40 protein-coding genes are annotated in these 20,138 nt (G+C 65.1%); 16 read left to right on the top strand and 24 right to left on the bottom strand.

The features are described 5' to 3' along the window. Window positions 1-64: 64 nt before the first annotated feature. The 22 genes from ACZK2R_RS20850 to ACZK2R_RS20745 all read right to left on the bottom strand — a co-directional run bounded on the left by ACZK2R_RS20850 (window position 65) and on the right by ACZK2R_RS20745 (window position 9,453). A complete protein-coding gene (locus ACZK2R_RS20850; protein ID WP_251473744.1) occupies window positions 65-319 on the bottom strand; it encodes a helix-turn-helix transcriptional regulator in 255 nt (84 codons plus the stop codon). Further along, window positions 306-710, bottom strand: a complete 405-nt coding sequence (locus ACZK2R_RS20845; RefSeq protein WP_251473742.1) for a hypothetical protein — start codon at window positions 708-710, stop codon at window positions 306-308. Before ACZK2R_RS20845 ends, ACZK2R_RS20850 begins: the two co-directional genes overlap by 14 nt. Further along, window positions 707-1,279: a hypothetical protein gene (locus ACZK2R_RS20840; protein WP_478487641.1), complete on the bottom strand. Its 573-nt coding sequence runs from the start codon at window positions 1,277-1,279 to the stop codon at window positions 707-709. The genes ACZK2R_RS20845 and ACZK2R_RS20840 overlap by 4 nt, the downstream gene beginning before the upstream one ends. Next, window positions 1,276-1,443, bottom strand: a complete 168-nt coding sequence (locus tag ACZK2R_RS20835) for a hypothetical protein (RefSeq protein ID WP_251473738.1) — start codon at window positions 1,441-1,443, stop codon at window positions 1,276-1,278. The genes ACZK2R_RS20840 and ACZK2R_RS20835 overlap by 4 nt, the downstream gene beginning before the upstream one ends. Before the next feature lie 152 nt (window positions 1,444-1,595). After that, window positions 1,596-1,850, bottom strand: a complete 255-nt coding sequence (locus tag ACZK2R_RS20830; protein WP_251473727.1) for a hypothetical protein — start codon at window positions 1,848-1,850, stop codon at window positions 1,596-1,598. Next, window positions 1,847-2,350, bottom strand: coding sequence for a hypothetical protein (locus ACZK2R_RS20825; RefSeq protein ID WP_251473725.1), 504 nt, complete (start codon window positions 2,348-2,350; stop codon window positions 1,847-1,849). The genes ACZK2R_RS20830 and ACZK2R_RS20825 overlap by 4 nt, the downstream gene beginning before the upstream one ends. Then, window positions 2,343-2,639, bottom strand: coding sequence for a hypothetical protein (locus tag ACZK2R_RS20820; protein WP_478487639.1), 297 nt, complete (start codon window positions 2,637-2,639; stop codon window positions 2,343-2,345). The genes ACZK2R_RS20825 and ACZK2R_RS20820 overlap by 8 nt, the downstream gene beginning before the upstream one ends. Next, window positions 2,632-2,904, bottom strand: coding sequence for a hypothetical protein (locus ACZK2R_RS20815; protein WP_478487638.1), 273 nt, complete (start codon window positions 2,902-2,904; stop codon window positions 2,632-2,634). Before ACZK2R_RS20815 ends, ACZK2R_RS20820 begins: the two co-directional genes overlap by 8 nt. Then, window positions 2,901-4,106, bottom strand: coding sequence for a DUF551 domain-containing protein (locus ACZK2R_RS20810; protein WP_478487636.1), 1,206 nt, complete (start codon window positions 4,104-4,106; stop codon window positions 2,901-2,903). The genes ACZK2R_RS20815 and ACZK2R_RS20810 overlap by 4 nt, the downstream gene beginning before the upstream one ends. Then, window positions 4,103-4,552 carry a hypothetical protein gene (locus ACZK2R_RS20805; RefSeq protein WP_478487635.1) on the bottom strand — a complete coding sequence of 150 codons (450 nt, stop codon included), beginning with the start codon at window positions 4,550-4,552 and terminating at the stop codon, window positions 4,103-4,105. Before ACZK2R_RS20805 ends, ACZK2R_RS20810 begins: the two co-directional genes overlap by 4 nt. Continuing rightward, window positions 4,549-4,830, bottom strand: coding sequence for a hypothetical protein (locus ACZK2R_RS20800; protein ID WP_478487633.1), 282 nt, complete (start codon window positions 4,828-4,830; stop codon window positions 4,549-4,551). Before ACZK2R_RS20800 ends, ACZK2R_RS20805 begins: the two co-directional genes overlap by 4 nt. Further along, entirely contained in the window at window positions 4,823-5,749 is a 927-nt protein-coding gene (locus ACZK2R_RS20795; protein ID WP_478487631.1) for a UvrB/UvrC motif-containing protein, read from the bottom strand. The genes ACZK2R_RS20800 and ACZK2R_RS20795 overlap by 8 nt, the downstream gene beginning before the upstream one ends. Then, complete coding sequence (locus tag ACZK2R_RS20790; protein ID WP_478487630.1) at window positions 5,746-6,462, bottom strand: hypothetical protein; 717 nt, start codon at window positions 6,460-6,462, stop codon at window positions 5,746-5,748. The genes ACZK2R_RS20795 and ACZK2R_RS20790 overlap by 4 nt, the downstream gene beginning before the upstream one ends. Then, the gene (locus ACZK2R_RS20785; protein ID WP_478487628.1) at window positions 6,455-6,826 is read right to left on the bottom strand and encodes a hypothetical protein; all 372 of its coding nucleotides are present in this window, start codon (window positions 6,824-6,826) and stop codon (window positions 6,455-6,457) included. Before ACZK2R_RS20785 ends, ACZK2R_RS20790 begins: the two co-directional genes overlap by 8 nt. Beyond that, window positions 6,823-7,323, bottom strand: coding sequence for a hypothetical protein (locus ACZK2R_RS20780; protein ID WP_478487626.1), 501 nt, complete (start codon window positions 7,321-7,323; stop codon window positions 6,823-6,825). Before ACZK2R_RS20780 ends, ACZK2R_RS20785 begins: the two co-directional genes overlap by 4 nt. Window positions 7,324-7,334: 11 nt before the next feature. Next, a complete protein-coding gene (locus ACZK2R_RS20775; RefSeq protein ID WP_478487625.1) occupies window positions 7,335-7,541 on the bottom strand; it encodes a hypothetical protein in 207 nt (68 codons plus the stop codon). Between the two features lie 264 nt (window positions 7,542-7,805). Continuing rightward, window positions 7,806-7,991 (bottom strand): hypothetical protein, encoded by a 186-nt coding sequence (locus ACZK2R_RS20770; RefSeq protein ID WP_197600760.1) that lies wholly within the window; start codon window positions 7,989-7,991, stop codon window positions 7,806-7,808. Continuing rightward, window positions 7,988-8,167, bottom strand: a complete 180-nt coding sequence (locus tag ACZK2R_RS20765) for a hypothetical protein (RefSeq protein WP_478487623.1) — start codon at window positions 8,165-8,167, stop codon at window positions 7,988-7,990. The genes ACZK2R_RS20770 and ACZK2R_RS20765 overlap by 4 nt, the downstream gene beginning before the upstream one ends. Next, window positions 8,164-8,436, bottom strand: coding sequence for a hypothetical protein (locus ACZK2R_RS20760; RefSeq protein ID WP_478487621.1), 273 nt, complete (start codon window positions 8,434-8,436; stop codon window positions 8,164-8,166). The genes ACZK2R_RS20765 and ACZK2R_RS20760 overlap by 4 nt, the downstream gene beginning before the upstream one ends. Next, the gene (locus tag ACZK2R_RS20755) at window positions 8,433-8,657 is read right to left on the bottom strand and encodes a hypothetical protein (RefSeq protein ID WP_478487620.1); all 225 of its coding nucleotides are present in this window, start codon (window positions 8,655-8,657) and stop codon (window positions 8,433-8,435) included. The genes ACZK2R_RS20760 and ACZK2R_RS20755 overlap by 4 nt, the downstream gene beginning before the upstream one ends. After that, window positions 8,654-8,938, bottom strand: coding sequence for a helix-turn-helix domain-containing protein (locus ACZK2R_RS20750; protein WP_478487619.1), 285 nt, complete (start codon window positions 8,936-8,938; stop codon window positions 8,654-8,656). Before ACZK2R_RS20750 ends, ACZK2R_RS20755 begins: the two co-directional genes overlap by 4 nt. After that, entirely contained in the window at window positions 8,935-9,453 is a 519-nt protein-coding gene (locus ACZK2R_RS20745; protein WP_478487618.1) for a hypothetical protein, read from the bottom strand. The genes ACZK2R_RS20750 and ACZK2R_RS20745 overlap by 4 nt, the downstream gene beginning before the upstream one ends. A 123-nt stretch (window positions 9,454-9,576) precedes the next feature. Between ACZK2R_RS20745 and ACZK2R_RS20740 the strand changes: the two genes are divergently transcribed. Further along, entirely contained in the window at window positions 9,577-10,227 is a 651-nt protein-coding gene (locus ACZK2R_RS20740) for a hypothetical protein (RefSeq protein ID WP_478487617.1), read from the top strand. 3 nt (window positions 10,228-10,230) lie between these two features. Here the strand turns inward: ACZK2R_RS20740 and ACZK2R_RS20735 are convergent, their stop codons facing one another. Further along, complete coding sequence (locus ACZK2R_RS20735; RefSeq protein WP_478487616.1) at window positions 10,231-10,938, bottom strand: S24 family peptidase; 708 nt, start codon at window positions 10,936-10,938, stop codon at window positions 10,231-10,233. Window positions 10,939-11,014: 76 nt separating this feature from the next. Here ACZK2R_RS20735 and ACZK2R_RS20730 point away from each other — a divergent pair, with 76 nt between their 5' ends. Beyond that, window positions 11,015-11,251, top strand: a complete 237-nt coding sequence (locus ACZK2R_RS20730) for a Cro/CI family transcriptional regulator (protein ID WP_478487614.1) — start codon at window positions 11,015-11,017, stop codon at window positions 11,249-11,251. Between the two features lie 3 nt (window positions 11,252-11,254). Continuing rightward, on the top strand, window positions 11,255-11,587 hold the full coding sequence (locus ACZK2R_RS20725) for a hypothetical protein (protein ID WP_478487612.1): 333 nt from the start codon (window positions 11,255-11,257) through the stop codon (window positions 11,585-11,587). On the opposite strand, the gene ACZK2R_RS20720 is transcribed toward ACZK2R_RS20725, so the two are convergent. After that, window positions 11,562-11,786, bottom strand: coding sequence for a hypothetical protein (locus tag ACZK2R_RS20720; RefSeq protein ID WP_478487611.1), 225 nt, complete (start codon window positions 11,784-11,786; stop codon window positions 11,562-11,564). The genes ACZK2R_RS20725 and ACZK2R_RS20720 overlap by 26 nt on opposite strands. A 126-nt stretch (window positions 11,787-11,912) precedes the next feature. Here ACZK2R_RS20720 and ACZK2R_RS20715 point away from each other — a divergent pair, with 126 nt between their 5' ends. The 13 genes from ACZK2R_RS20715 (at window position 11,913) to ACZK2R_RS20655 (ending at window position 20,112) form a co-directional block, all read left to right on the top strand. Beyond that, entirely contained in the window at window positions 11,913-12,515 is a 603-nt protein-coding gene (locus ACZK2R_RS20715; protein WP_478487610.1) for a hypothetical protein, read from the top strand. 14 nt (window positions 12,516-12,529) lie between these two features. Further along, entirely contained in the window at window positions 12,530-12,838 is a 309-nt protein-coding gene (locus ACZK2R_RS20710) for a hypothetical protein (RefSeq protein ID WP_478487608.1), read from the top strand. Between the two features lie 164 nt (window positions 12,839-13,002). Beyond that, a complete protein-coding gene (locus ACZK2R_RS20705) occupies window positions 13,003-13,221 on the top strand; it encodes a hypothetical protein (protein WP_478487606.1) in 219 nt (72 codons plus the stop codon). Further along, window positions 13,221-14,234: a YdaU family protein gene (locus tag ACZK2R_RS20700; RefSeq protein ID WP_478487605.1), complete on the top strand. Its 1,014-nt coding sequence runs from the start codon at window positions 13,221-13,223 to the stop codon at window positions 14,232-14,234. The genes ACZK2R_RS20705 and ACZK2R_RS20700 overlap by 1 nt, the downstream gene beginning before the upstream one ends. Then, window positions 14,206-14,811: a hypothetical protein gene (locus tag ACZK2R_RS20695; protein WP_478487604.1), complete on the top strand. Its 606-nt coding sequence runs from the start codon at window positions 14,206-14,208 to the stop codon at window positions 14,809-14,811. The genes ACZK2R_RS20700 and ACZK2R_RS20695 overlap by 29 nt, the downstream gene beginning before the upstream one ends. Beyond that, a complete protein-coding gene (locus ACZK2R_RS20690; RefSeq protein WP_478487603.1) occupies window positions 14,798-15,328 on the top strand; it encodes a hypothetical protein in 531 nt (176 codons plus the stop codon). Before ACZK2R_RS20695 ends, ACZK2R_RS20690 begins: the two co-directional genes overlap by 14 nt. Then, the gene (locus ACZK2R_RS20685; protein ID WP_478487601.1) at window positions 15,328-15,840 is read left to right on the top strand and encodes a hypothetical protein; all 513 of its coding nucleotides are present in this window, start codon (window positions 15,328-15,330) and stop codon (window positions 15,838-15,840) included. The genes ACZK2R_RS20690 and ACZK2R_RS20685 overlap by 1 nt, the downstream gene beginning before the upstream one ends. A gap of 5 nt (window positions 15,841-15,845) precedes the next feature. Then, on the top strand, window positions 15,846-16,628 hold the full coding sequence (locus tag ACZK2R_RS20680; protein WP_478488042.1) for a phage antirepressor KilAC domain-containing protein: 783 nt from the start codon (window positions 15,846-15,848) through the stop codon (window positions 16,626-16,628). After that, window positions 16,628-17,020, top strand: a complete 393-nt coding sequence (locus ACZK2R_RS20675) for a hypothetical protein (protein ID WP_478487599.1) — start codon at window positions 16,628-16,630, stop codon at window positions 17,018-17,020. The genes ACZK2R_RS20680 and ACZK2R_RS20675 overlap by 1 nt, the downstream gene beginning before the upstream one ends. Then, on the top strand, window positions 17,020-17,451 hold the full coding sequence (locus tag ACZK2R_RS20670) for a hypothetical protein (RefSeq protein WP_478487598.1): 432 nt from the start codon (window positions 17,020-17,022) through the stop codon (window positions 17,449-17,451). Before ACZK2R_RS20675 ends, ACZK2R_RS20670 begins: the two co-directional genes overlap by 1 nt. Further along, window positions 17,451-19,199 (top strand): SNF2-related protein, encoded by a 1,749-nt coding sequence (locus tag ACZK2R_RS20665; RefSeq protein ID WP_478487597.1) that lies wholly within the window; start codon window positions 17,451-17,453, stop codon window positions 19,197-19,199. The genes ACZK2R_RS20670 and ACZK2R_RS20665 overlap by 1 nt, the downstream gene beginning before the upstream one ends. Beyond that, on the top strand, window positions 19,196-19,348 hold the full coding sequence (locus ACZK2R_RS20660; RefSeq protein ID WP_197597190.1) for a hypothetical protein: 153 nt from the start codon (window positions 19,196-19,198) through the stop codon (window positions 19,346-19,348). Before ACZK2R_RS20665 ends, ACZK2R_RS20660 begins: the two co-directional genes overlap by 4 nt. Further along, window positions 19,348-20,112 carry a hypothetical protein gene (locus ACZK2R_RS20655; RefSeq protein ID WP_478487595.1) on the top strand — a complete coding sequence of 255 codons (765 nt, stop codon included), beginning with the start codon at window positions 19,348-19,350 and terminating at the stop codon, window positions 20,110-20,112. Before ACZK2R_RS20660 ends, ACZK2R_RS20655 begins: the two co-directional genes overlap by 1 nt. Window positions 20,113-20,138: the final 26 nt, after the last annotated feature.

Genomic DNA, 20,138 nt, shown 5'->3' with positions numbered 1-20,138 from the left:
TTAGGATCAACCGCAGTGCCTTCTTCGTCAAGCCAGCCCCTTCCGGTGACCGCTCGGTGACCGTTCAATGCCTGGTAGTGTCGCAGTCCGCCGCCGGCATTGCCGCGTTGTCAGGCTGCCATCGAGGGGCATTGCTGCGGGCCGCGATCCAGCGCTGAACGTCGCTCTGGAACCAGCGGGTGCCGCCCCCGATTTTGTGCCTTGGCGGGAACGTCCCTTTTTCCATCTCGCGATAGATGTAGCTCTTCTTCATCCCGGTCTGTGCTTCGACCTGCTCGAGCTTCAGCAGGACTTCGGGGATGTTCTCAGCTGCGCCCATGATTGACCTCCGGTACTTCAGGAATCAATACCGGCAGCAGCGGCCCCGGCGACGCTGCGCGTGCGCAGATAACCTGGTTGGCGATCTGCATCAGGTCCAAGGTCGGATCGTTGAACAGCGACTGCCCGATCTGGGCCGTCAGCCTCTGGCTCGCCGTTGCCGCCAGCGGCACCGGTGTATCGATCATGGAGTATGCGTATGCGCGCCAGGCATCGCGTGCGGCCCGCAGCTGCGGCTCACCCACGAAGGTGAAGGTCAGCGACCATCCGCCGGCGGCGGTCTGCTCCGAACTGGTCAGGGCGGTTTCAAGCGCTGCCGCAACCGCAATCGCGCTGCGCTGCTGGTGGGCCAGCGGGGTCAGCCTGGCCGGGGTGAATTGCTCGATGTTCAAGGCTGTGTCTCCTTCGTGTGCTCTTCAATGGATCTGCGCATCTGTGCGATCTCTCGATTCCAGTACTCTCGTTCCTGCTTGCCTTCCCGGCGCATGGCGCGTTCCAGACGGTCCAGTGCGGGAACCACCCAGAGCGGGTTGTAGGGCTGCCGCTTCAAGGGGATGCGCACCGGCTCCTTCGGGGGATCGCAGAACGGTTCTGCCCAGTCATGCGGCGAGTTGCATCTGGTGCAGTGGGTGCGGTCAGCGGACCAGGTGTGATCCAGCGTGCCCTTGCGGCGCTCTTCTGGCAGCGGGTGGACGTAGAGCGCGCGCAACTTCTGCCTCTCATTCCGCGCGCGATGCCACCCACGTTCATCCACCTGGATCCAGTGAGGGGAGCCCGTCGCGCACGCCTCCAGGCGCACCGGCCGCTGCTCTGCATACAGCTGATCCCGGATTGTCTGGAACCACTCGCCAACCTGCTCCGCCGGCACCGTGCCGCCGGCGCGCGCTGCATCGCGCATGGCGCGCAACGTGTCGCTGACCACCGGTTCCCCGGCCTTCGTGCTAGCGCTCGTGGTGCTCAAGCTTCCTCCAGCAGCATTGACGGATTGATCTTCCAGCCGGCCTCGCGCGCTGCGCGCAGGCGCAGCTCGTTGGCATCGAACTCGTCCAGTTGCAGGGCAGAGATCGCGCCTTCCACCTGGTGCGGCTGCAGCGGGCGCGTGGTTCGTCCGAATGCGCGCCACACGCTGAATTCTTTACAGCCCCACGCAGGGGCAAGGCAGGCCAGCTGCTTACCGTGCTCCCGGCAATGCCGGCGGATCATGTCGCGTGCCGACACGTGCGAAGGGACAGGACCGCGAAGGGCTGCCCGGATGGATGCGGCGTTGCGGCCTGGGCTCATGCGAATAGGTCCAGTTGGGCCGGCGTGACCATCGGTGGTGACGCAGGTGACGGCTTCGACAGCTGGGTATCGATCAGCTGCAGCAACCGCAAACGATTTGCCGCGACCAGGTGCATGCAGTGCCAGAACGGCGGATCCATCAAGCCGCCATTGCCTGGGCCATGCAGGCGCACGCGCCGAGCGAGTGCCAGGTGCTGCCGCATGAAGATCAGCAGCCTGTGTCGGGCGAGAGGGAAGCCAGCGGCGATCATCGGAACATCTCCAGTTGCTGCGGGAGGGTCGGACGACCGATTGCGTAGGGGCTGGGATCTCGCTCGTTGAGCAGGTCCTGGGCGATATGGAAGTGGTAGCCGCGGCCGTTCATGTCGGTGATGCAGACCATCGGGAAGTAGCAGACCGCGATGGCCCCGGAGCAGAACAGGTAGTAGCCCCGACCACACGGCGCGCGGCCGCTCTCGGTGCTGCTGATCAGCATGTCGCGCGTCCAGCCGGCGGCAGTGCGCACGGCTACCGCGTTCGATGCGATCTCCCATGCTTCGTATCGGTCCATGATCCGCGAGGACACCAGGCCCATGGTTCGCAGCGCGCCGTCCATGTCGCCGGCGGCGAGTGCCTGCAGCGCCTGGCCTCGGGCCTCCCATAAGCGAGCATCTTGGGAAGCGATCGAGTCGAGCTCGACCCCACACATGCTGGCCAGCTGCCGGCCGACCTCGCGGTGGTCGATTGCCGCGGTGAGCAGCTGGTCAGCCATGGTCAATCACCTCGCCGGTTCGGCTGCGCCACTCGTCGCAGATGGCATGCGGTTTGGTCAGGAAGTTCCCGAAGCTGCAGCGGTCCACGATAGGGTTGAGGACCGGATCCTTCCGCAGCGGCACCTTGCGCGTCACCATGTTCCCCCGGCGATTCGGTCGGGAGACAACCCGGTGAAGCGTGTGCGGCTCGCGGCGGAAGTACACGCAGGTCATGCAGCGCGGCGGGTCAGCGTCGAAGTTCTGCTCGGCCTTTGCGCCGTGGGCTACAAGGATCATTGGATCAGCCATTGGTCGATTCCTCCGATCCCCGTGCAGCGAGCCTGCCGTGCAGCACCTTCACGAACTTGGCGGACACATCAGCCCATCCACAGGTAGCGATTGCAGACAGCGCTGCCATGGCCAGGTCGTCTGAACTGGCAAGCGGTGCGCCCGGCACCGCAGTGACCACGCTGGCGGGATCATCCGCCTCGACAGCGACGATTCCGGCCTCAGCCATTCGCTTACGGTCGCCGGCAGTCAGTTGCCCGCGCGGGAAGACGATGATCTGGCTCATTTGCCCACCGCCTGGCTGTCGATCAGGTCCAGCAGCGCGCTTTTCGGCATCCAGTGGGAAACCTCGGCGTAGTCGCAGCTACCGAACAGCCATCCGTTGTTCCACTCCATGTCGTCCGCATCGTGGCGACTTTCGCCCACGTCCCACTCGCCCTGAACGCTGTTCGGGGTGTTGTAGCGGTAGCGCACCACCACGTCCCCACTCTCGCCGTAGTCTTCCTCGCTCGGCAGCCGATCATTGACGCTTACCCAAAGCTGCCCCAGGTCCACGGCCTGCGCGGGCGGGGCGTCATACAGCGGCTTGGTGTACTTGCTGCCGGGTTCCCGCCACAGGACGATCTGACCCATCAGCACGCAGTCTCCGGGGCGCGCCAGCATGAATTCAGCGTCCGGGTCCATGTAGCCAACGAGATGTCGTTCCGGCTCCCCCACCGGCTGGCGGGCTGCAGCTTCGTCAGGAATACCGTGTGCCCCAGCGCCGACATACTGCCCAGCTTCCTTCTCAGCCATCGAGCGAGACCAGTCCTCTGCTGACACCAGTTGGCGGGCGGCGAGTACGGCTTGCAGTTCTGCCGCGTGTCGCATGGTGCAGTTCGCGATCTTCTGGCAGAGCGTGTTGTCGCTGATTCCGACCTCGTCGGCGTCCCTGCGCCACCGGGCGACCAGCGATTCCAGCAACGCGTCCCCCTGACCACCCGGGGTGGGTTGGCGGGCGGCGAGGGCGGCAGACAGCACTCGCCGCAGAACCTCCGCAAGCTGGGTGTTTCGGTAGAAACCCGGATGATCGAGTTTGCCTCGCTCGATGTTGTCCGCGATGACGCCGACAATGCGGGCATCGTCGGGAAGCATCCCCACGGCTTGTGCCGACAGCGCATCCTGACCACCCGGGGAGGGCTGGGCGGAGATCCACTGCCGGATGTTGTCAGCGACCACCTGCGGATCAACGATGCTTCCTCCGGGGACACATGCAGCGAGCATTGATTCCAGGTCGAAGCTGCTGGCCGGGGAGGGCTGGGCGGAGAGGGCGGCGCGTCCACGCTGAATGCAACGCCACACGATGTTGCGGGACTCACCGCCGACAGTGCTGTGCAGCGTTTCCACAAACTGCAACGCATCCAACAATGCAGCGCGGACAGGATCGGCATCGCCCAACTTCACGCATCCGCCGTGCTTCGCGGTCGCCAGGGTCTTGTCGTTGCTCATGCTGATTCTCCTTTGACGCGGGCGAGGGCACGATGAACTTTCGGTACGAGGCGTATGACTTCCGGATACTCGTCATGCGTTTCGAGCACGCGGGCCAAGTGGTAGGCCAGTTCAGGGGTCATCTTGCGGCGCAGCCGATCACCCTTGTAGTGGGCGAGCTCCTCCTGAACGCCATACTCCGTAAGCGTGTAGTCGAGCAGCTGCCCACAGTCAGAACAATGGCAGCAGCCGTCGCTTTCCTGATTCCAGCCGCCATCTACAAACTCGCCCTCCCCAGCGGCTACGCGTTTCTGGGCGCATTCGTAGCAGTAGGAGGGGCCTTGGTCTGCGTCACCGCCAAGCCAATGCTGGTAAGGAACTTCGATCTGGCGGGCTACGTCATCAAGCTGGGTGAGCACCGCCAGCACATCAACGGCCAGGGTGGCGGGGGTCTTGTCGGTGGTCATGCTGATCCTCCTTTGACGCGGGCGATTGCAGCATCCAGACGGCGGAAAAGATCAGCATCGTTGGCGTCATGTCGCACGCAGCTGTTTTCGACGGCCTGCGCCGCCTCGATCAGCTCGGCGACTGCGGTGATCGCGTATTCAAGCCGGGGAGCTTCCTGCGCGCTGTATGCGTCAGACCCAGCAGAAGCACGGTGGCTTTCTGCATGGCGGCGCAGCACCGCCAGCACATCGATAGCCAGGGTGGCGGGGGTCTTGTCGGTGGTTATGCCCTTACCCATGAGTGGCCACCTCTTCGCGCAGTGCCATCACATCGCGCAGGACGATGGCGCGCTCGAAATTATTGTTGCTGATCGCCAGCGCGAGTTCCTGCTGCAGCCGCTTGTTGGCCTGATAGGCCGGAACCGCCTTGCGTGGCACGCCTGGGGAGTAGGAAAAGAAACTCCCAGCGCTCTCGTGCACGTGGTCACGGTGGCCAGGACCGTAGACAAGCATCCACATGCCGTTGATGCCGCCGTAAACCCGTCCCCTGCGCAATCGCCCCTTCCTGTCGCGAAGGCATCGCACGTCGCCATGCTGGAGGACAACACCGTCCGCGTCCTTCCTTCCCCAGCTTCCGAGCGTTTTTTCAGAAGGCCAGCCGTCTGCACCACGGTCGAACCGGTGGGTTCCACGCTTCTTTTCGTGCTCGCTATCCCAGCTCTCGTTGAAGTAAGCCAGAGGGCATGGATTGGGGCTGGTGATCCTGGGAGTCTGGAAGGTGTACCCATCGAACACGTTGACCAAGTAGTCGCGCAGCCTCCGACGGGTATGTTCCATCTGCAGGCGCAGGAGATAGGGCATGCGCTGCTCTTTGTCGAAGTCGTAGCGCCCGCCGTTGGGGTTGGAGACGTTGTGCAGCTCCTGCCAGAACTTCAGCTCAATGTGTCGCCCACCGACGCTCAGCTGCGCGTGCAGATCACCTTTTCGGCAGTAGCGGTCACGTCGCGCGAAGTTGATCCCATAGCGTTCGATCATTTCGGCGGGCACCTCGCATACCCAGCCCATCCGGTTCAGCTGTTGGATGATCCGCCCGAATACGTCTGCCTTGAACTGGCGCTCCCAGGCGTTGCCAAAAGTAAGGGGCATGCCTGGTTCTTCCCAGACGTTGAGGCTTGCATCGCCGAAGCTGACGACGCCGGTACGAGATGGCGCGCTCACTTGCCCACCTCCTGGCTGCAGTCCTGCGCCGTCCCGGTGAGCCGAATACGCTCGCTAATCGGCTCACGATCCAGGGCCTGGCTGTCGATCCTGCGCAGCTTGTCTCGAACGTTGTCGCGCCAGCGTTCGGGCAGTTCGAGGTAGCTGTTAAGCAGAAACAGCAGAACAGCAGCCTGCTCGCTCTCGGCACGGTGCGGGATATCGTCCCCGCGCATCCGCAGCATTCCGGCCAGCTCGATGCATCCGAAGTTTGGACGGCCGAGGATGTGGCGAACAATCTCGTTGTCCGGAACCTGCATTACCTGCGGGACGATCGACTCACCGCGCAGGTGCAGCATCATGCAGAAGTTCGCTACGTCGCGCGGGTCGCCTTTCTCGACATGCTCGCGGAGCATGAGTGACAGATCATCGGCGGTGCACTGCGCGGGATCTTCCCAGCCACCACGGCCCTTGGCGCGCGCTTCGGTCATCCTGGCCTTCATAGCGGCGGCGAACGCATCGACGGCTAGGTCGTCCGGGTGCTGATCGGTCACCGGCTGTTGGGCGGCGAGTGCGCAGATAGCCGCATCCAGTGCGGCGGTGCGCGACGGGCTGCCGGTATTGGTGAACCTGGCGCGCATCTCCTGCAGCACCAGCACATGGGCATTGCGGCGCAGCTCGGAGTTGGAGGGGGCATCCGCGGGCTTCTGGCCGCTGTTCGAAGATTCAGTCATGGCGGGCCACCTGCTGGGCTGCTTGCTCGCGGATGCCAGTCGCAAACTTCGCCGCGCGCGCGCCGATGTCATTGAGCGACGAGCGGGTGCCCACCAGCGTGACGCTGTCGAAGATCCTTGCCAGATCCTCCGCGCGCTGGTCCATTGCCGCCTCCAGGGCGGATTCGAAGCTCTGCGCACCATGGGCGGCGAACCATTCGTCATGCCCCCCGAAAATGAACATAGGGACGCCGTCGCTACCGTCTTGGGCATCGAGCGCGTACTTGCCGCTGCCAAGCATGCAGATGGCGATTCCTGCCAGCACCAGGTCATCTGCTGTCAGGTGATAGGGGTCGGACGGGTTGATGATCTTGTAGACGGTCACGGGGTGGCCTCCGGCGTTGTATCCGGCAGCAGGTGGGATTCAGTGATCCCCATCGCCACCAGTTCGCGGACCGTCTTGTCGCTCATTGCCATTGCAGAGTCGCTGAGCGTGCGGGCGCTGTCGGCGAGGGCCATGTAGACCCTGCGCACGTGGTCAGCGGCAGCGCCGGGCATCGTCACCAGCACCGGCCCGTGCCGGCGGGCGGCTTCCTGCTGGCATTGGCTCAGAAGATCAGTCAGCACCGGCGCGCGCGCTGCCGATGCCTTGCCGTTGAGGGCGATATCGAGCTGGCGCACCAGGTGGCTGTGAGATTCCTGCTCCAGCGAGAGCATTGCGTCCTGGCTGACCAATGGCGCTGCTGCAGCGAGGCCCGCGCGGATGGCATCGGCGTAGCCCTTCTGGGAGCCGTGGGCGGCGTATGCAGCGCGGAATGCTTCGATCGCGCTGTCTGGAATGGTGGATTCAGGTCTGGCGACGCTGGGCTGAGGCTGTTTCATCGGGAGTGATCTCAGGCTGCGGTGGTGGCCGGCTTCTCGGCCATGGCTGCCAGGCGTTCAAGACGCTTGGCTTCGGTGATGTAGTAGTCGTGCCGGTCCTGTCGGACCTGAGCGGAGAAGAACGGGTCGGTCAGTGCGTGCTCGGCGGCGGCGCGGTTGGCCTTGGCCAGGCGGGCTGGGTCGTGGTCGAAAATGTCGAGCTGGTTGCGGTGGTCCATGGATGCCGCCGGCGGAACATCAGCGGAGGTAAGTGCGCGGCCAGAGAGCCGGCATCTGCCGTTGCCACGCTGCATAGCCCACCCGGATGCCGTTCTTCAGCGAGCGCTGCAGGATTCGGCCGAACTGCACACGCAGCGAGAACCATCTGCACGGGTGGGCAGCAACAGCCGCCGCGTAGCGCTGTAGCCTCTCTTCGGGCGTCGGTGCGGCCGTTCCTACGATCACGGCGTCCAGGCCCCCGCCTATTGGGTGCAGGCCAGCCATCAGCGCACCATCCTGTGCACGCCCGGCGCGATGCGCTCACGGCGCTCTGCTGCTTCGCGCTGCTCTTGACCGCTGCCTTGGTGGACGCGGTACGGGTGCCGGCGCGGCTTCTTGGCGCGGTCCAGCGCCGCGCGCTGGTCCGGGGTCAGGGCCGGTGCCGGTAGCTTGATGCCAGGGGATTTCATTCGGCGTGGTCCTCGCTCGGCGCGTGCTGGCGTAGCGCGTGGTCGACGGCTTCGCAGTCGTCGCATACGTGGTTGTTGGTCGGGGCGCATTCACAGCGATGCGCTGCCGGTACTGCCGGCCGGGCGATTGGCGGAAGGCCGACGGCCATGGCGGCGAAGAAGTCGGGATCGGTCATGCGGCACCGCCTTTGACGCGGGCGAGGGCAATGGCGCGCCGCCCCCAGGCTTCCCGCGCCGCCTCGAACGATTCGTGATCGCTCGGCGAGTTGAGCCACCGGTCTCGCGCTTGGTCGTAGTCCTGATCTGCCGCAACCAGCGAATCAATGGCCTCGCCAGCTTCCTGCAGCGCGTCGGCGTAGCGGCGGGTGTCTGCGCCGTCGTCAGCGGCACCATGAAGCGCGCTCACCGCGTGGCGGATAGCTGCGATCTTGGACGGGGCGCTCATGCAGCACCGCCTTGGGCGCGATGCATGCTGCGCAGAGCCTTGCGCACGTCCGCGATGGCGCGGCCTGCGCTGGCGCGACGGTCCAGCACGGCGAAGGCTGCAACGTCGGCGGCAGCGGCCACCTGGTTCGGTGCGAAGCCCATGCCGGCGGCAGCGGCGGCTACGGCCCTTGCAGCGCCGGCGGCGCGCTCGGCCAGCGGGTAGCTGATGGCGGCGATCACGCGGCACCTTCCTTGCTGATCGTGTAGCCGCGGCTGCGGGTGGCGTTGATGCTGTAGCCGTGCTGGATCAGCTTCTGGCGCAGTCGGCAGACCGTCACCTGCACGGTGTTCGACTTGCAGCCGGCGGCGCCGTACAGCTTCTCTTCCAGCGCCGCGCGGCTGACCGGGGTGTCGCCGGCTTCGATGATCAGCTGCAGAACCTTCGACTCGGTGGGGCTGAGCGGCAGGCGGAGGCCGCCGACCAGTGCCGCGCGCGGCTCGGTGCGCAGGCCGGCGATCACGGTGCCACCTCGATGAAGGCCAGGTCGTACATCACGCACTGCGCCCGGGCCAGCACGGGGGAAGTGCTCGGCTCTCTGCCGTCTGCAGTTGACAGGGGGACAACCGCATTGGCCCGGACGCATGCTGCCGGGGAGACCTGGTAGGAGCCGCTCAGCACGGCATCGGCCGCGTCCAGGGCGAGCTGCCAGCGCTCGGGCTGGAAGCGGTGGGTGAGGGCCTTGGTGATGCCGGGCGCGCAGTCGGGCACGCGCTCTGCGGTGCGGAAGGCGTTGAGGCTGGTATTGGCAACGGTGGCGCGCAGGCCCCAGTCGTCGGGGGCTGCCATCTCGTACACGGCCAGGGCGGCGCAGATGCGCGGGCTGGTGATCACCAGCCCATCCGGGGCGCCACCAGCGGCATCAGCCGTCGGCTCGTCGGCGGGCGAGGCCCAAGCCGCGACGGCCAGGGCGATGAAACAGGCGAGGGCGACAAGGCCGAGGCGGGCCGAGCGCAGGTTGATGGTGGTCAGGTGCATTGCTTTCTCTCCGTTAGCGGCAGAAGCCGGCTACGGAATATAAAAGCATGCTAATACTGCGAATGCAAGCACGCTTATTCAGCGTGCTTCTACGCTTTCCTCATCAGATATGAAGGAAGCGCCATGATCAGGGTGGTTTGGCTGTTGTGCATGGCCGGGCTCTTGCCTGCGCCGGATAGTGATGCCACAACTGCGGGGGTGACCCGTGAGGCGGTGTTGCCGCCGAGCCGCGCGGAAATTGGAGCGCGAAGCCCGTCTTTTGACTTCATGGGAATTCAAATTGGCGGCGACCTGGGCACATCTTGTGCAATCGAAGAGATCGAATCGCAGCGCTTTGAATTGCCATGCTGGATCGACTCAGATCTGAACGACGATCCGAGAAGGAAGCGGCACTACTATGGCGATCAAGACGCGCTATCGGTCCATACGCCGACGAACAAGCGTCCTGTGGGCACAAGTGACGTATCGGCCCTTGTATTGAATGGCCGGGTCGAGGCCGTAACAGTCAGGACTGATGGCTTTGCACATCAGGAGCAGATCTTTGACCAGCTCCAAGTAAAGTTCGGCAAACCGGACTCGGTGCGCAGAAGTCCTGTGATCTCTGCTGTCGGTGCCAAGTTTGATTCGATCGAAGCCGTATGGATCTTACCCACTGGGCGGGCGGAATTCGTTGGGATCAGTAGCCAGGTCACCCGTGGCTTCATCAAGGTGTACAGCAATGATGGTTACGCACGCGCTTCAAAAGAAGCAGCGCGTGACGCAGCGTCGTTCTGAGCTTCAAACTTCCTGTGCGCTGCGGAGCAGCGCCAATCCAAGGATCTTGCCGCCCACGTGGAGTTGATCGGCTTCCTGGGCAGGCACTACTTCGCTGAGATACTTACGGTTGGTGCTGATGACGTGCAGGCCGTCCCGCAGAAGCTGCAAGCGCTTTACGTATGTCAGCCCGTGCAGATTGATTAGGTACAGGCCGTCGCCATCGAAGTAGTCCTTGGCGACGTCCACAAAGACTACGTCTCCATTCTTGATGTCGGGATACATGGAATCCCCGCGCACGGTGACCAGGCGTACCCGATCACCTTCAGGCACGAAGCCCAACTGTTGGCGAACCTGCCACTCTGCGATGTCTAGTTCCCGGACGACATCCGGGTAATCCTGATTCATTGCGCCAAAGCCCCCTGAAGCCTCGCCTTCCATCACTCGGAGGCGAACATACCCGGCGGGTGTCTCACTGCCTGATATCGCAGACCCATGAGACTCGTCCCAGCGCTCAGGTAGTTCACCGGTGATCAGCCACTCAACCCTGAAAGGCTTGTAGACACGCGCGAGCTTCACCGCCGTTTCGCCGCTGAGTGACTTCGTCTTGCCGTCTTCGAGCTGGTAGAGGGCAGAAGCGGTGATGCCAGCGCGTCGCGCTGCGTCTGCTGGTTCGGTGATGCCGCACTCGGTGCGGGCACGCTTTAGGCGAGTGGCAAGGGCAGTAGTCATATTAGCCAGCTTATTAGTCCGTTAAGTTAGTGTGCTTGCACGAAGAGTAGAAGCGTGCTTATATGTGGGCATGAACATGCCCCGGATTACCAAGGAAGAAGCCATCGCCGCTTACGACGGCAATGCCGCCGCGCTTGCGCGCGCTCTCGGCATCACGCCGTCGGCTGTGTACCAATGGCCTGACGGTCAAATTGATGATCTGTGGGCACTGAAGCTGCGATTCGTGCTGATGCCGGCGCACTTCCAGGCGCTCCATCATCCGCCGACGAACGATCCAGACGCTGACCGCATCGTTCCGGTTGAGGGCGCCTGAGCCATGGCCCGTTCAAAGATGCGTCGCCTCGGGACCATGGAACAGCTGCAGATCAAATTGGATCTGCTGCGCAGCCAGCAACTTGCTCTCGAAGCAGAGTTGGCCGAATGCCCCATTGAACGTGCACGAAAGCACGCAGCCTCCAGGCAAGCCCTGATGCAGGCGATGCAGATCAATTCATCGCCCACGGCAACCGATAGCGAGGTGCCCGCAGTCTCGGCGGGGCATAGCGTCGATGTCCTGCTGCTCAGGATCGCCGAGGTGCTCGAGCGGATCGATGCACGCCAGGCCGCTGCATGCCGCCCCGATCTTAAGTCGTTGAGTACTCGTCGATGACTTCGCGCGCGCTCTCCATCTCGATGACGGCCATCCGCAACGCCGCTTCTAAGGTGAGCATGCGCACTTCGCGACCACCAATGTCGATGGTCACCTGCACGTCGCCTTCCACCTTTGCCAGTTCTGGATACGCCTGCAGCTCCCTTGCTCGCTTCGAAATCAGAAGCGCTCGAATGTCCCTTAACAACTGAGTTTCCATGTCGACCTCCCTGCGGGCTGTGTTGTTCGCACATCCAGCTTAACGCAGGGAGGGCGACACCCAATTCCTTGATATCGGTCGTCCTGTCCATGGCGACCACTTTGCATCGCCTCCCGAGGTGCGTAAATGAAGCCAGATCCTCAGTACCAAGAACCCCGGTCTGCAGTGGTGTTCCGCCACACGACCGACGCCATCCGCAACAGCGGTCACACCGACACCAGCTTGGCCCAGGCCATCGCCGAGCAGTACCTGGCGGATGTGGCCCCGACCGAGCGCATCGTCCAGTTTCATGCCGGCACTGATGCCGACAGCATCGAGCGCGCGCTGAAGGCGAACGCCCAGCTGATCGGCCGATATCGCAACGGCACGGTCAAGATGCCGGTGGACCTGGAGGAATCGTGGGTCCGCGCGCTGCCGGCGCAGTGGCGCGATGCCTGCGCTCGCGAGCTGGCTCAGCGCTACGGATTCCTGGGTGCGCGCATTCCGATGATGGAGCCGCACGCCGGCGTCTTGGCCGTGGCTCGCCTGTCAGTGGAGTTCGGTCTCACCCTGGAGGCGCTGACCAACATCCTGGCCGATGGCCGCATCTGCCCGAAGGACATCCCGGAGATGCGCCGTGCGCTGGACGAGATGGGGCAGCTGCAAGCCGAGCTGATCACCGCCAGGCAGTACGTCACCGGCCACCTGCAGGATCTGGCGCCGCGCGCGGTGCAGGGCCTGCAGCGATGAGCGGCGGTGCAATGGTGAGCTGGGCGATTGCCGTGGTCGGCGAGTTCGACAGTGCTGGCCGTCGGATCCCGGAAAGTGTGGTGCCGCTGCTACCCATGGTGGAGGTGGTCCTGTGGGCCAAGGATCAGGCGCAGCCGCTACGCGTCGACGCGCTGCAAGAACGATTCGGCCTGTCCCGCGCGACCGCCTACCGCTGGCTGCTGGCGCTGCAGGACCTGAACGATCCAGCGGCCGCGAAGCGGCGGCTTCCCAGCCTGCGGCAGTTGAGTACCGCGCTGGGACGTGAGGTTCCCGCATCGGGCCATGTGGGGGCGACGGGATGAACATCAGTCCAACCCTCGGGCTGCGCTGTGGCCCTGCGCGTTGCACCTCGACGGCCGAGCGCGAACCGGCTGTAGCCCCCATAGCCGCCGTGACATCTGCGACGGAACCGCGGCGTAGCGCTCCTCAGCATGCGCTTGCTGGCTACAACACCACCAGGATCGTCATGGAGTTCATGCGCTGGGCGGTCGAGCGCAGCGAGTTCCCGACCGTGGAGGCCATTGTCCGGCACTTCAGCGTGAGTCGCGCCACGGCATATCGCTGGCGCAACAGCTTGGGCGAGACGTACCGGCTGGAGACGCTGCCGCCCAACGAGTATGAGCTGATCAGGATTGGAAGCCCTGGCTCTGCAGCGCGCGGCAAGCACGGCGCCGGGGAACCCTGATGATCTACTTCGAGATGTACCCCGGTGACTACCTCAAGGACACCACACGGCTGTCCCTGATCGAGCACGGCGCTTACTTCAAGCTGATGCTCGCCTATTACGCCGAAGAACAGGCGCTGCCGGAGAGTCCGGCTGAGCTTTACATCATTGCCGGCGCCATCAGCGCAGGCGACAAGGCAGCGGTCAAGAAGGTCGCCGAGCGCTACTTCCCGGTGGGTGAGGATGGCCTGCGTCACAGCAAGCGCTGTGACGAGCAGATCGCCAAAGCCCAAGGCCGTATTGCCGAGGGTAAAGGGCGACGCGATGCGAAGAAGAGCAATGAAACGGAACGCCAAGCACGAACCCGTGCACGTAGGACGATGCTGTTCGAGGATCTGCGGCGTGTCGGGGTCGTGCCGGAGGGGCTGGCATCAATGGCTGAACTTAAGGCGCTCCATGTCACGCATGTCACGCACAGCGAAAGCGTGACAAATGCATCTTTGTCACGCGTGACAGGCCGTGACATGTCACGCCAGTCACGCGTGACAGGGGGCGTGAACACAGGTGTGAACACGGGTAACCAGACCCCAGACCCCATATCTATTACTCCAGATACATCACTGCACACTCAGAGATCTCTGAGCGGTGTGACTGATGCGGGGCGTGCGTGCCTGCTGATGCGGAAGGCCGGCTGCCATTCGACCAACCCCAGCCATCCCGACCTTCTGGCTGCGCTGGCCGAGGGTGTGACCCCGGAGACGCTGGGGCACACGGTCGCTGAAGGGCTGGCGCGATCGCCACCGATTACGAACCCGTTCCCCTGGGCAATCAGGACCGCCCGCAACCGACACGCCGCCGGCGCAGCGCCGACGAACACCACCAACACCGGAGGCCCCAATGCAAACCCTCAACTCGGTTCTGCCGACCACGTCGCCGAGGAGCGACGCAAATTCGAACAGCGCACGGCAGTTGGCAGCCTTGGCGGAACAGGCGGAGACGTCATCGATGCAGAGTTCGAATACGTCCAACACTGACCCGGACCAGCGTGCGGTGAGCGCCCTGTGGACCGTGTGGGAGCGCATGGCCGGCATGTTTCCCGGGAAGTGGGTACGCGAGAATGGTGCTGCCCCGGTGAACAATGCTGGCAACCTGACCACCGCCGGTGAACTGTGGTTCCAGGTGATGTCCGGTATCACCCCGCGCCAGATGGCCGAGGGTCTCGCCAACTGCCTTCGCAGCGCGCTGCAGTGGCCACCGAACCCCGGGCAGTTCCGCGCCATGTGCCTGGGCGTTCCGGCGCTGGCCGAAGTAGACGGCCAGATGCGGCCCGGCCAGGACCACAGCGGGTTCACCGTGCTGGTGCGGTCGAAGCTGGACCTGCACGCCTACCGCACTGCGGAGAGCGGCGCGCTGCAGCAGCGCATGCTGGCCAACGCCTACGAGCGGGCGGTGAAGCACGTCATGGACGGCGGCGCCGTTCCCGCGCCGGCGGCCGCGCTGCCCGCGCCGAAGCCGGAGCCGCAGGTGGTGCGCGATCGCGATGCCGCGCGTAGCGCCATGGCGCTCGCGGCTGCCGAGCTAGGCTTTGGAGGCGCGCATGGAGCCGGCTGATATCCGCGCCTACCAGCGCCAGCTGATCCTGTTCTGCCTGGGGATCCACGGTGACAGCACCGCAGCGGAAGCGCTGGAGTTGATGGGCAACGCCGCGCTCGAGGGCGGGGCGCCGCGCGAGGCCATGCTGCTGACCACCGCGGCCGCCGCCGGCCTGCTCCGCGAGCTGGACCGCGATGGTCTGGTGTGCCGCTGCGAGAACCGCGTCAGCATGCGGCATGGCCGACCGGAAGCCACATGGGCGGTCACTGAGGCCGGCCGCGTGGACAGCATGCCGCTGCCGCCGTCCGGCCAGCAGCAGCTGGCGATGCCGCAGCTGGCGCCGGCGCCGACCCACCGCACGCGGGGCGGCATTTCCATGGAGCAGTTGATGGGTCTGCTCAATGTCGAGTTCGACTGCATGCTCGAGCAGATGGACCGGGAGCACCAGGCCGCGCAGCAGCGCGCCCGGCACGAGTTCGAAGCATTCCGCCAGCGCGCCATGCGCGTGTGGGGCGCTATGGAGGCAACCGCCTGATGCCGCCGAAGAAGACGTCCAGCCGCTCGCTGCGCTACGCCACCACGCAGGACATGCCGGAGGGCATGCGCCGTCTAATACAGGCAAGCACGGCTGCCTCCGCCCCGGCGCCGGCCGCGCCGCGAGCCTACAGGCCGCCGTCGGCCGCTCAGCCTTCCGGCAGCGGCAATGCCGCAGGCAAGGTCGCGCGTGGCCGGCCTCGCCACGTGCCTGGCGTGATGAACCAGACCGAGGCCGCCTATGCCGAGCACCTGCAGCTGCAGCTGCATGCAGGCGCGGTCGTCTGGTTTCGATTCGAGTCCGTGAAGCTGAAGTTGGCCGAGAAGACCCATCTGACCATCGACTTCTTCGTGATGACGGCGGCCGGCGAACTGGAGGCCCACGAGGTCAAGGGCTATTGGGAAGAAGACGCCCGAGTGAAGGTGAAGGTTGCCGCTGCGATGTACCCATTCCGATTCCTGGCAGTCCAGCGCGCCGAAGGCGGCGGCTGGAAAACGGAGGTGTTCTCTTGAACGCGATGATGATTGGCGGCGCCAGTGTGCGCCGCGACGACGTGGGCAGGTTCTGCCTGAACGATCTGCACCAGGCAGCCGGCGGCGCCAAGCGGCACCAACCCAGCGACTGGCAGCGCCTGAAGCAGACCGAGGAACTGGTGGCCGAGCTGGTCAATTCCGGGGAATCCCGGGTTTACCCCGTGCACTCGGTGGCCGGCCGCTACGGCGGCAGCTACGTGGTGCGCGAGCTGGTCTATGCCTACGCCATGTGGATCAGCCCGAGCTTCAGCCTGCAGGTGATCCGCGCCTACGACGCGCTGGCCGCCGGTGTTCCCGCACCTGACCCGATGCAGGCGCTGACCGATCCGGCGACGCTTCGCGCGCTACTGCTGTCCTACAGCGAGAAGGCCGAGATCCTCGAGGCGCGCGTGCAGTACCAAGAACCGCAGGTCCGCGCGCTGCTGCGCCTGACCCAGGCAGATGGCGCCTTCAACATCAGCACCGCGGCCAAGATGCTGCAGGTGCAGCCGCGCCAGCTGTTCGCCTGGCTGGCCGAGCACGGCTGGATCTACCGCCGCGCCGGCAGCAAGAACTGGCTGGCTTACCAGAACCGTCTTCAGCAGGGGGTGCTGGTGCACAAGGCCTGCGTGCAGCGGACCGAGGGCGAGCAGGAGCGCGTGCACGAACAGGTGTTGGTCACGGCCAAGGGCTTGTCGCGTCTGGCCGAAAGCATCGACCGGGGGCAGATGACCTGGGCCCAGGCTGACGCCGCGACCGGGCTGCAGCTGGCAGCGGAGGTCTCCTGATGGACGCTATCGAGAAGCGGGCGCGGGAGTTGCTGGACACCGAGCTGCGAAAGCTTGGGCTACACGAGGACGCCTACCACGTTGGCTGCGGTGCTGACGTCGACAGGAACGACCAGGCCGCGATCAACGCCATCATCGCCGCCCTCACGCCGCCCACAGGCTGCATCCCCGAGCGCCCCGTCCTGGTTGCCGCGACCCGGATACGGAGGCTGGCCAGTGCTGCCACGCCGATGGCGCGCACGGCCTACATCAAGGCTGCCGAGATGGTCGAGATGGCAACGATCGCCGGTCGCCCGGAGGCACACGATAGTACGGCGGTGAAAATGGTCTCAAAGGCCGAAGCTGAAGCACAGAGCAGGCGGCGCATTCCACGCATGGAAGGGGCCGAATGATGGGTGGACCGATCATCACGCAGCGGGAGGTGGCACCTGTGAAGCCGGGCACCGCCATGGAAGAGCAGTTGCAGTTGAAGGGAATTGGCCGGCTGCTGGCTGGGTTCGGGTATCGCTACGGATCCGAGGTGCAGCTGCACCAGGCACTGGCCACCGTCTTGGACCAGGCGGGCCATGCGCACCTGCGTGAGTACCGTCTGGACGCCAGCAACCGCGCTGACTTCTGGCTGGATGGCTTGGTGATCGAGGTGAAGGTGGCCGGCTCGCTCGCAGATGCCCTGCGGCAGGTCGGGCGCTACATCACCCTCCCGCAAGTGCGCGGCGTATTGCTGGCGACCACAGAACGCTGGGGCGAACGACCGCTCGTGGCCCGGCCGGCCTGGCAGGGAAAGCCGTTCAACATCATTCGCCTGAAGAGGCAGGCGCTGTAATGCAGACGACCTACGGAACCCTCCTGTACAGCGCCTCCCACAGCACCTGGCGGGTGATCTGCGAGCCGCAAGTGCGCGCGCGGATGAAGCGCGTGTTTCCCAGGGTGCGCCAGCATGCCGCAGAGCATATCGACCTGTCGGCCACGCCAGAGAACAGCCGGGAGCTGCAGTGGTTCACCCAGCGCTACCCGCTGTCGATGGATGCTGACACCCAGCGCGCGCTGCAGCTGCTGGCCGATGAGCATGTGGACATGGAGCGCAGCCTGGGCGACCTGCTGGCCGGCCGCGTGCAGATCCCGGAGTTCACCCTGGCCAAGCCGCCGCGCGAGTACCAACGCGTGGCGGGGGCGCAGCTGTCCATCCGTGGCGGCCTGCTGTTGGCGGATGATCTGGGCCTCGGCAAGACGGTCACCGGCATCTGTCCGATGGCCGCTCCGGGAAACCTGCCGGCGGTGGTGGTATACCCGGCGGCGCTGCCGAACCACTGGCCGGAGAAGCTGGCCGAGTTCGCGCCTCAGCTGCGCGTGCACCACATCAGAAAGGGGGCGCCGTACCCGCTCGTGCTGCAGCCGAAGCAGAGGATCAAGGATCTGTGGGACACGCTGCCAGACGTAATCCTGATCAGCTACCACAAGCTCCGCGGGTGGGCTGAGACGTTGGGGGAGATCGCGCAGTACGTGGTGTTCGAAGAATGCCAGCAGCTGCGCAGCCCAGACAGCAGCATCCACCGCGCCTGTCGCTACTTGGCCAACCGCGCGCGCCTGCGTATGGGGCTGACCGCCACCCCGATCTACAACTACGGGTGCGAGTTCTTCCACGTAGTCGACCCGCTGCTGCCGGGCTGCCTCGGCACCTATGACGAGTTCCTCCGGGAGTGGTGCATCTCTGCCCCGGGGGAGAAGGCCAAGCTTCAGGACGCTGAGCAGTTCGGCCAGTACCTGCGGCGCCAAGGGATCATGCTGCGCCGCACTCGAAAGGAAGTGGGGCGCGAGCTGCCGGCGCTGTCGAAGATATCGCACGAGGTCGAGGCCGATGCCAAAGCGCTGGACGCCATCACCGGTGACGCCGCAGCGCTGGCGCGGATCATCCTCCGGGCCAACGAGCAGTACCGGGGCGAGAAGATGCAGGCAGCCGGAGAGTTCGACCGGCTGCTGCGACAGGCGACAGGCGTGGCCAAGGCGCCCTACGTGGCCGAGTTCGTCAGGCTGCTGCTGGAGAGCGGCCAGAAGGTGTTGCTGTTCGGGTGGCACCGGGAGGTCTACAGCATCTGGCAGGAGAAGCTGGCTGACTACAACCCTGTCATGTACACCGGCAGCGAGTCGCCGAGCCAGAAGCAGGCAGCGAAGGAGGCATTCATCGCCGGCGACAGTCAGGTGATGCTGATCAGCCTCCGGTCTGGCGCCGGCATCGACGGGTTGCAGCACGTGTGCAGCACCGTAGTGTTCGGTGAGTTGGACTGGTCCCCTGGCGTCCATGAGCAGTGCATCGGCCGCGTGCACCGCGACGGCCAGACTGAGCCAGTCATGGCGTACTTCCTGCTCTCCGACAGCGGCAGCGACCCGATCGTGTCGGACGTGCTCGGGGTCAAGCGGGAGCAGATCGAGGGCGTGCGCAGCCCGGGGGAACACTTGGTGGAGCGTCTGGACGTAGGCGAGAACCAGCTGCGCGCGCTGGCCCAGCAGTTCCTTCAACAGCAGGGCGCGGCCCTGGAAACAACCAACGTTACAACCATGGAGACCTCCCGATGATTCTCAAATTCCTCAGCCTGGACGAGGCAACCCACCACCTGTACCTGGAAGGAAAGGAGGGCCCCATCAGGTGCCAGGTCGACGGCAGCCTGTGGGAGGTCTGGCAGGACGGCCGGTCCCGCTGGGTCAGCAACTGCGAGGTGGTCTGATGTCGGCAGTGGCCGCGCCCGCGGTGGACCTGACGCCGTGTGGCAACTGCGGCAGCGACGACGTGCGCATGCGCGCGCGGGGCAGTGCCGGCAGCCGCCGCAGCGCGCAGGTGGTGTGCGCGCGCTGCAGTGCCCATGGTGAGCTGTGCGTAGGCGCATATGCAGAAGATCATGCGGCCCATGCATGGGGGCACAAGCCCCACGTGCTTCCAGCGCCGCCGGCGGCCGGGGTGGTGCGTGGCCGGGTGCCGGTGCCGGAGCCAACCCTGGTGCGTGACCCGCTCGAGTTGATCGCCCGCATGCTGGTCGGTGGTAGTTTCCGGGAGCCATCGGACGGCCGGTCAACCATGCCGCCCCTGACGGCGGCAGATATCGCCGGCGCGGTCGGCATGATGCGCGACTCAGTCGCCAAGCAGGTCGTGCTGGCGGTGGCGCTGCGCGGGCAGGGGGTGTCTCTGTCGTCGTTGGGGCGCTCTCTGGCCAGGCGGGTGATGCGGCAGATCCAGTGGCAGCGGCGCTACGGCACAAAGCCAGCGCTGCGAATGGATGACCCGGCTGACCGCTGGCGCATGAGGCTGGTGCTGCAGGATGCGGTGAACGACCTGGTGTGGCCCGAAGGGAAGATCGCCGCACAGGATGCTGCCAAGGCGGCAAAGATGCGGAAGGGGGACTACCTGCGCGTGTACGGGATCGCTGCCGCAGCGCTGCGACAGACGCTGGAAGATGGGCGGAAGGAGTTCAGCGGCAGGGTATTCAATAGGTAGGTGGGGGACCAGCGCGCCCCCCCACT

It is taken from the genome of Stenotrophomonas sp. 96582_Sma (assembly GCF_056480905.1).
This window is presented reverse-complemented; position numbering and strand designations above follow the sequence as displayed.

Excerpts from the sequence above, each read along its gene's own strand:
- ACZK2R_RS20735 (WP_478487616.1), bottom strand. The coding sequence starts at position 10,938 with ATGACTACTGCCCTTGCCACTCGCCTAAAGCGTGCCCGCACCGAGTGC.
- ACZK2R_RS20760 (WP_478487621.1), bottom strand. The coding sequence starts at position 8,436 with ATGAGCGCCCCGTCCAAGATCGCAGCTATCCGCCACGCGGTGAGCGCG.
- ACZK2R_RS20700 (WP_478487605.1), top strand. The coding sequence starts at position 13,221 with ATGATCTACTTCGAGATGTACCCCGGTGACTACCTCAAGGACACCACA.
- ACZK2R_RS20745 (WP_478487618.1), bottom strand. The coding sequence starts at position 9,453 with ATGCACCTGACCACCATCAACCTGCGCTCGGCCCGCCTCGGCCTTGTC.
- ACZK2R_RS20790 (WP_478487630.1), bottom strand. The coding sequence starts at position 6,462 with ATGACTGAATCTTCGAACAGCGGCCAGAAGCCCGCGGATGCCCCCTCC.
- ACZK2R_RS20725 (WP_478487612.1), top strand. The coding sequence starts at position 11,255 with ATGGCCCGTTCAAAGATGCGTCGCCTCGGGACCATGGAACAGCTGCAG.
- ACZK2R_RS20770 (WP_197600760.1), bottom strand. The coding sequence starts at position 7,991 with ATGAAATCCCCTGGCATCAAGCTACCGGCACCGGCCCTGACCCCGGAC.
- ACZK2R_RS20655 (WP_478487595.1), top strand. The coding sequence starts at position 19,348 with ATGTCGGCAGTGGCCGCGCCCGCGGTGGACCTGACGCCGTGTGGCAAC.
- ACZK2R_RS20675 (WP_478487599.1), top strand. The coding sequence starts at position 16,628 with ATGGACGCTATCGAGAAGCGGGCGCGGGAGTTGCTGGACACCGAGCTG.
- ACZK2R_RS20850 (WP_251473744.1), bottom strand. The coding sequence starts at position 319 with ATGGGCGCAGCTGAGAACATCCCCGAAGTCCTGCTGAAGCTCGAGCAG.
- ACZK2R_RS20685 (WP_478487601.1), top strand. The coding sequence starts at position 15,328 with ATGCCGCCGAAGAAGACGTCCAGCCGCTCGCTGCGCTACGCCACCACG.
- ACZK2R_RS20730 (WP_478487614.1), top strand. The coding sequence starts at position 11,015 with ATGCCCCGGATTACCAAGGAAGAAGCCATCGCCGCTTACGACGGCAAT.
- ACZK2R_RS20690 (WP_478487603.1), top strand. The coding sequence starts at position 14,798 with ATGGAGCCGGCTGATATCCGCGCCTACCAGCGCCAGCTGATCCTGTTC.
- ACZK2R_RS20780 (WP_478487626.1), bottom strand. The coding sequence starts at position 7,323 with ATGAAACAGCCTCAGCCCAGCGTCGCCAGACCTGAATCCACCATTCCA.
- ACZK2R_RS20720 (WP_478487611.1), bottom strand. The coding sequence starts at position 11,786 with ATGGAAACTCAGTTGTTAAGGGACATTCGAGCGCTTCTGATTTCGAAG.
- ACZK2R_RS20765 (WP_478487623.1), bottom strand. The coding sequence starts at position 8,167 with ATGACCGATCCCGACTTCTTCGCCGCCATGGCCGTCGGCCTTCCGCCA.
- ACZK2R_RS20825 (WP_251473725.1), bottom strand. The coding sequence starts at position 2,350 with ATGGCTGACCAGCTGCTCACCGCGGCAATCGACCACCGCGAGGTCGGC.
- ACZK2R_RS20830 (WP_251473727.1), bottom strand. The coding sequence starts at position 1,850 with ATGATCGCCGCTGGCTTCCCTCTCGCCCGACACAGGCTGCTGATCTTC.
- ACZK2R_RS20810 (WP_478487636.1), bottom strand. The coding sequence starts at position 4,106 with ATGAGCAACGACAAGACCCTGGCGACCGCGAAGCACGGCGGATGCGTG.
- ACZK2R_RS20815 (WP_478487638.1), bottom strand. The coding sequence starts at position 2,904 with ATGAGCCAGATCATCGTCTTCCCGCGCGGGCAACTGACTGCCGGCGAC.
- ACZK2R_RS20715 (WP_478487610.1), top strand. The coding sequence starts at position 11,913 with ATGAAGCCAGATCCTCAGTACCAAGAACCCCGGTCTGCAGTGGTGTTC.
- ACZK2R_RS20695 (WP_478487604.1), top strand. The coding sequence starts at position 14,206 with ATGCAGAGTTCGAATACGTCCAACACTGACCCGGACCAGCGTGCGGTG.
- ACZK2R_RS20820 (WP_478487639.1), bottom strand. The coding sequence starts at position 2,639 with ATGGCTGATCCAATGATCCTTGTAGCCCACGGCGCAAAGGCCGAGCAG.
- ACZK2R_RS20740 (WP_478487617.1), top strand. The coding sequence starts at position 9,577 with ATGATCAGGGTGGTTTGGCTGTTGTGCATGGCCGGGCTCTTGCCTGCG.
- ACZK2R_RS20800 (WP_478487633.1), bottom strand. The coding sequence starts at position 4,830 with ATGGGTAAGGGCATAACCACCGACAAGACCCCCGCCACCCTGGCTATC.
- ACZK2R_RS20705 (WP_478487606.1), top strand. The coding sequence starts at position 13,003 with ATGGAGTTCATGCGCTGGGCGGTCGAGCGCAGCGAGTTCCCGACCGTG.
- ACZK2R_RS20805 (WP_478487635.1), bottom strand. The coding sequence starts at position 4,552 with ATGACCACCGACAAGACCCCCGCCACCCTGGCCGTTGATGTGCTGGCG.
- ACZK2R_RS20670 (WP_478487598.1), top strand. The coding sequence starts at position 17,020 with ATGGGTGGACCGATCATCACGCAGCGGGAGGTGGCACCTGTGAAGCCG.
- ACZK2R_RS20660 (WP_197597190.1), top strand. The coding sequence starts at position 19,196 with ATGATTCTCAAATTCCTCAGCCTGGACGAGGCAACCCACCACCTGTAC.
- ACZK2R_RS20775 (WP_478487625.1), bottom strand. The coding sequence starts at position 7,541 with ATGGACCACCGCAACCAGCTCGACATTTTCGACCACGACCCAGCCCGC.
- ACZK2R_RS20680 (WP_478488042.1), top strand. The coding sequence starts at position 15,846 with ATGATGATTGGCGGCGCCAGTGTGCGCCGCGACGACGTGGGCAGGTTC.
- ACZK2R_RS20665 (WP_478487597.1), top strand. The coding sequence starts at position 17,451 with ATGCAGACGACCTACGGAACCCTCCTGTACAGCGCCTCCCACAGCACC.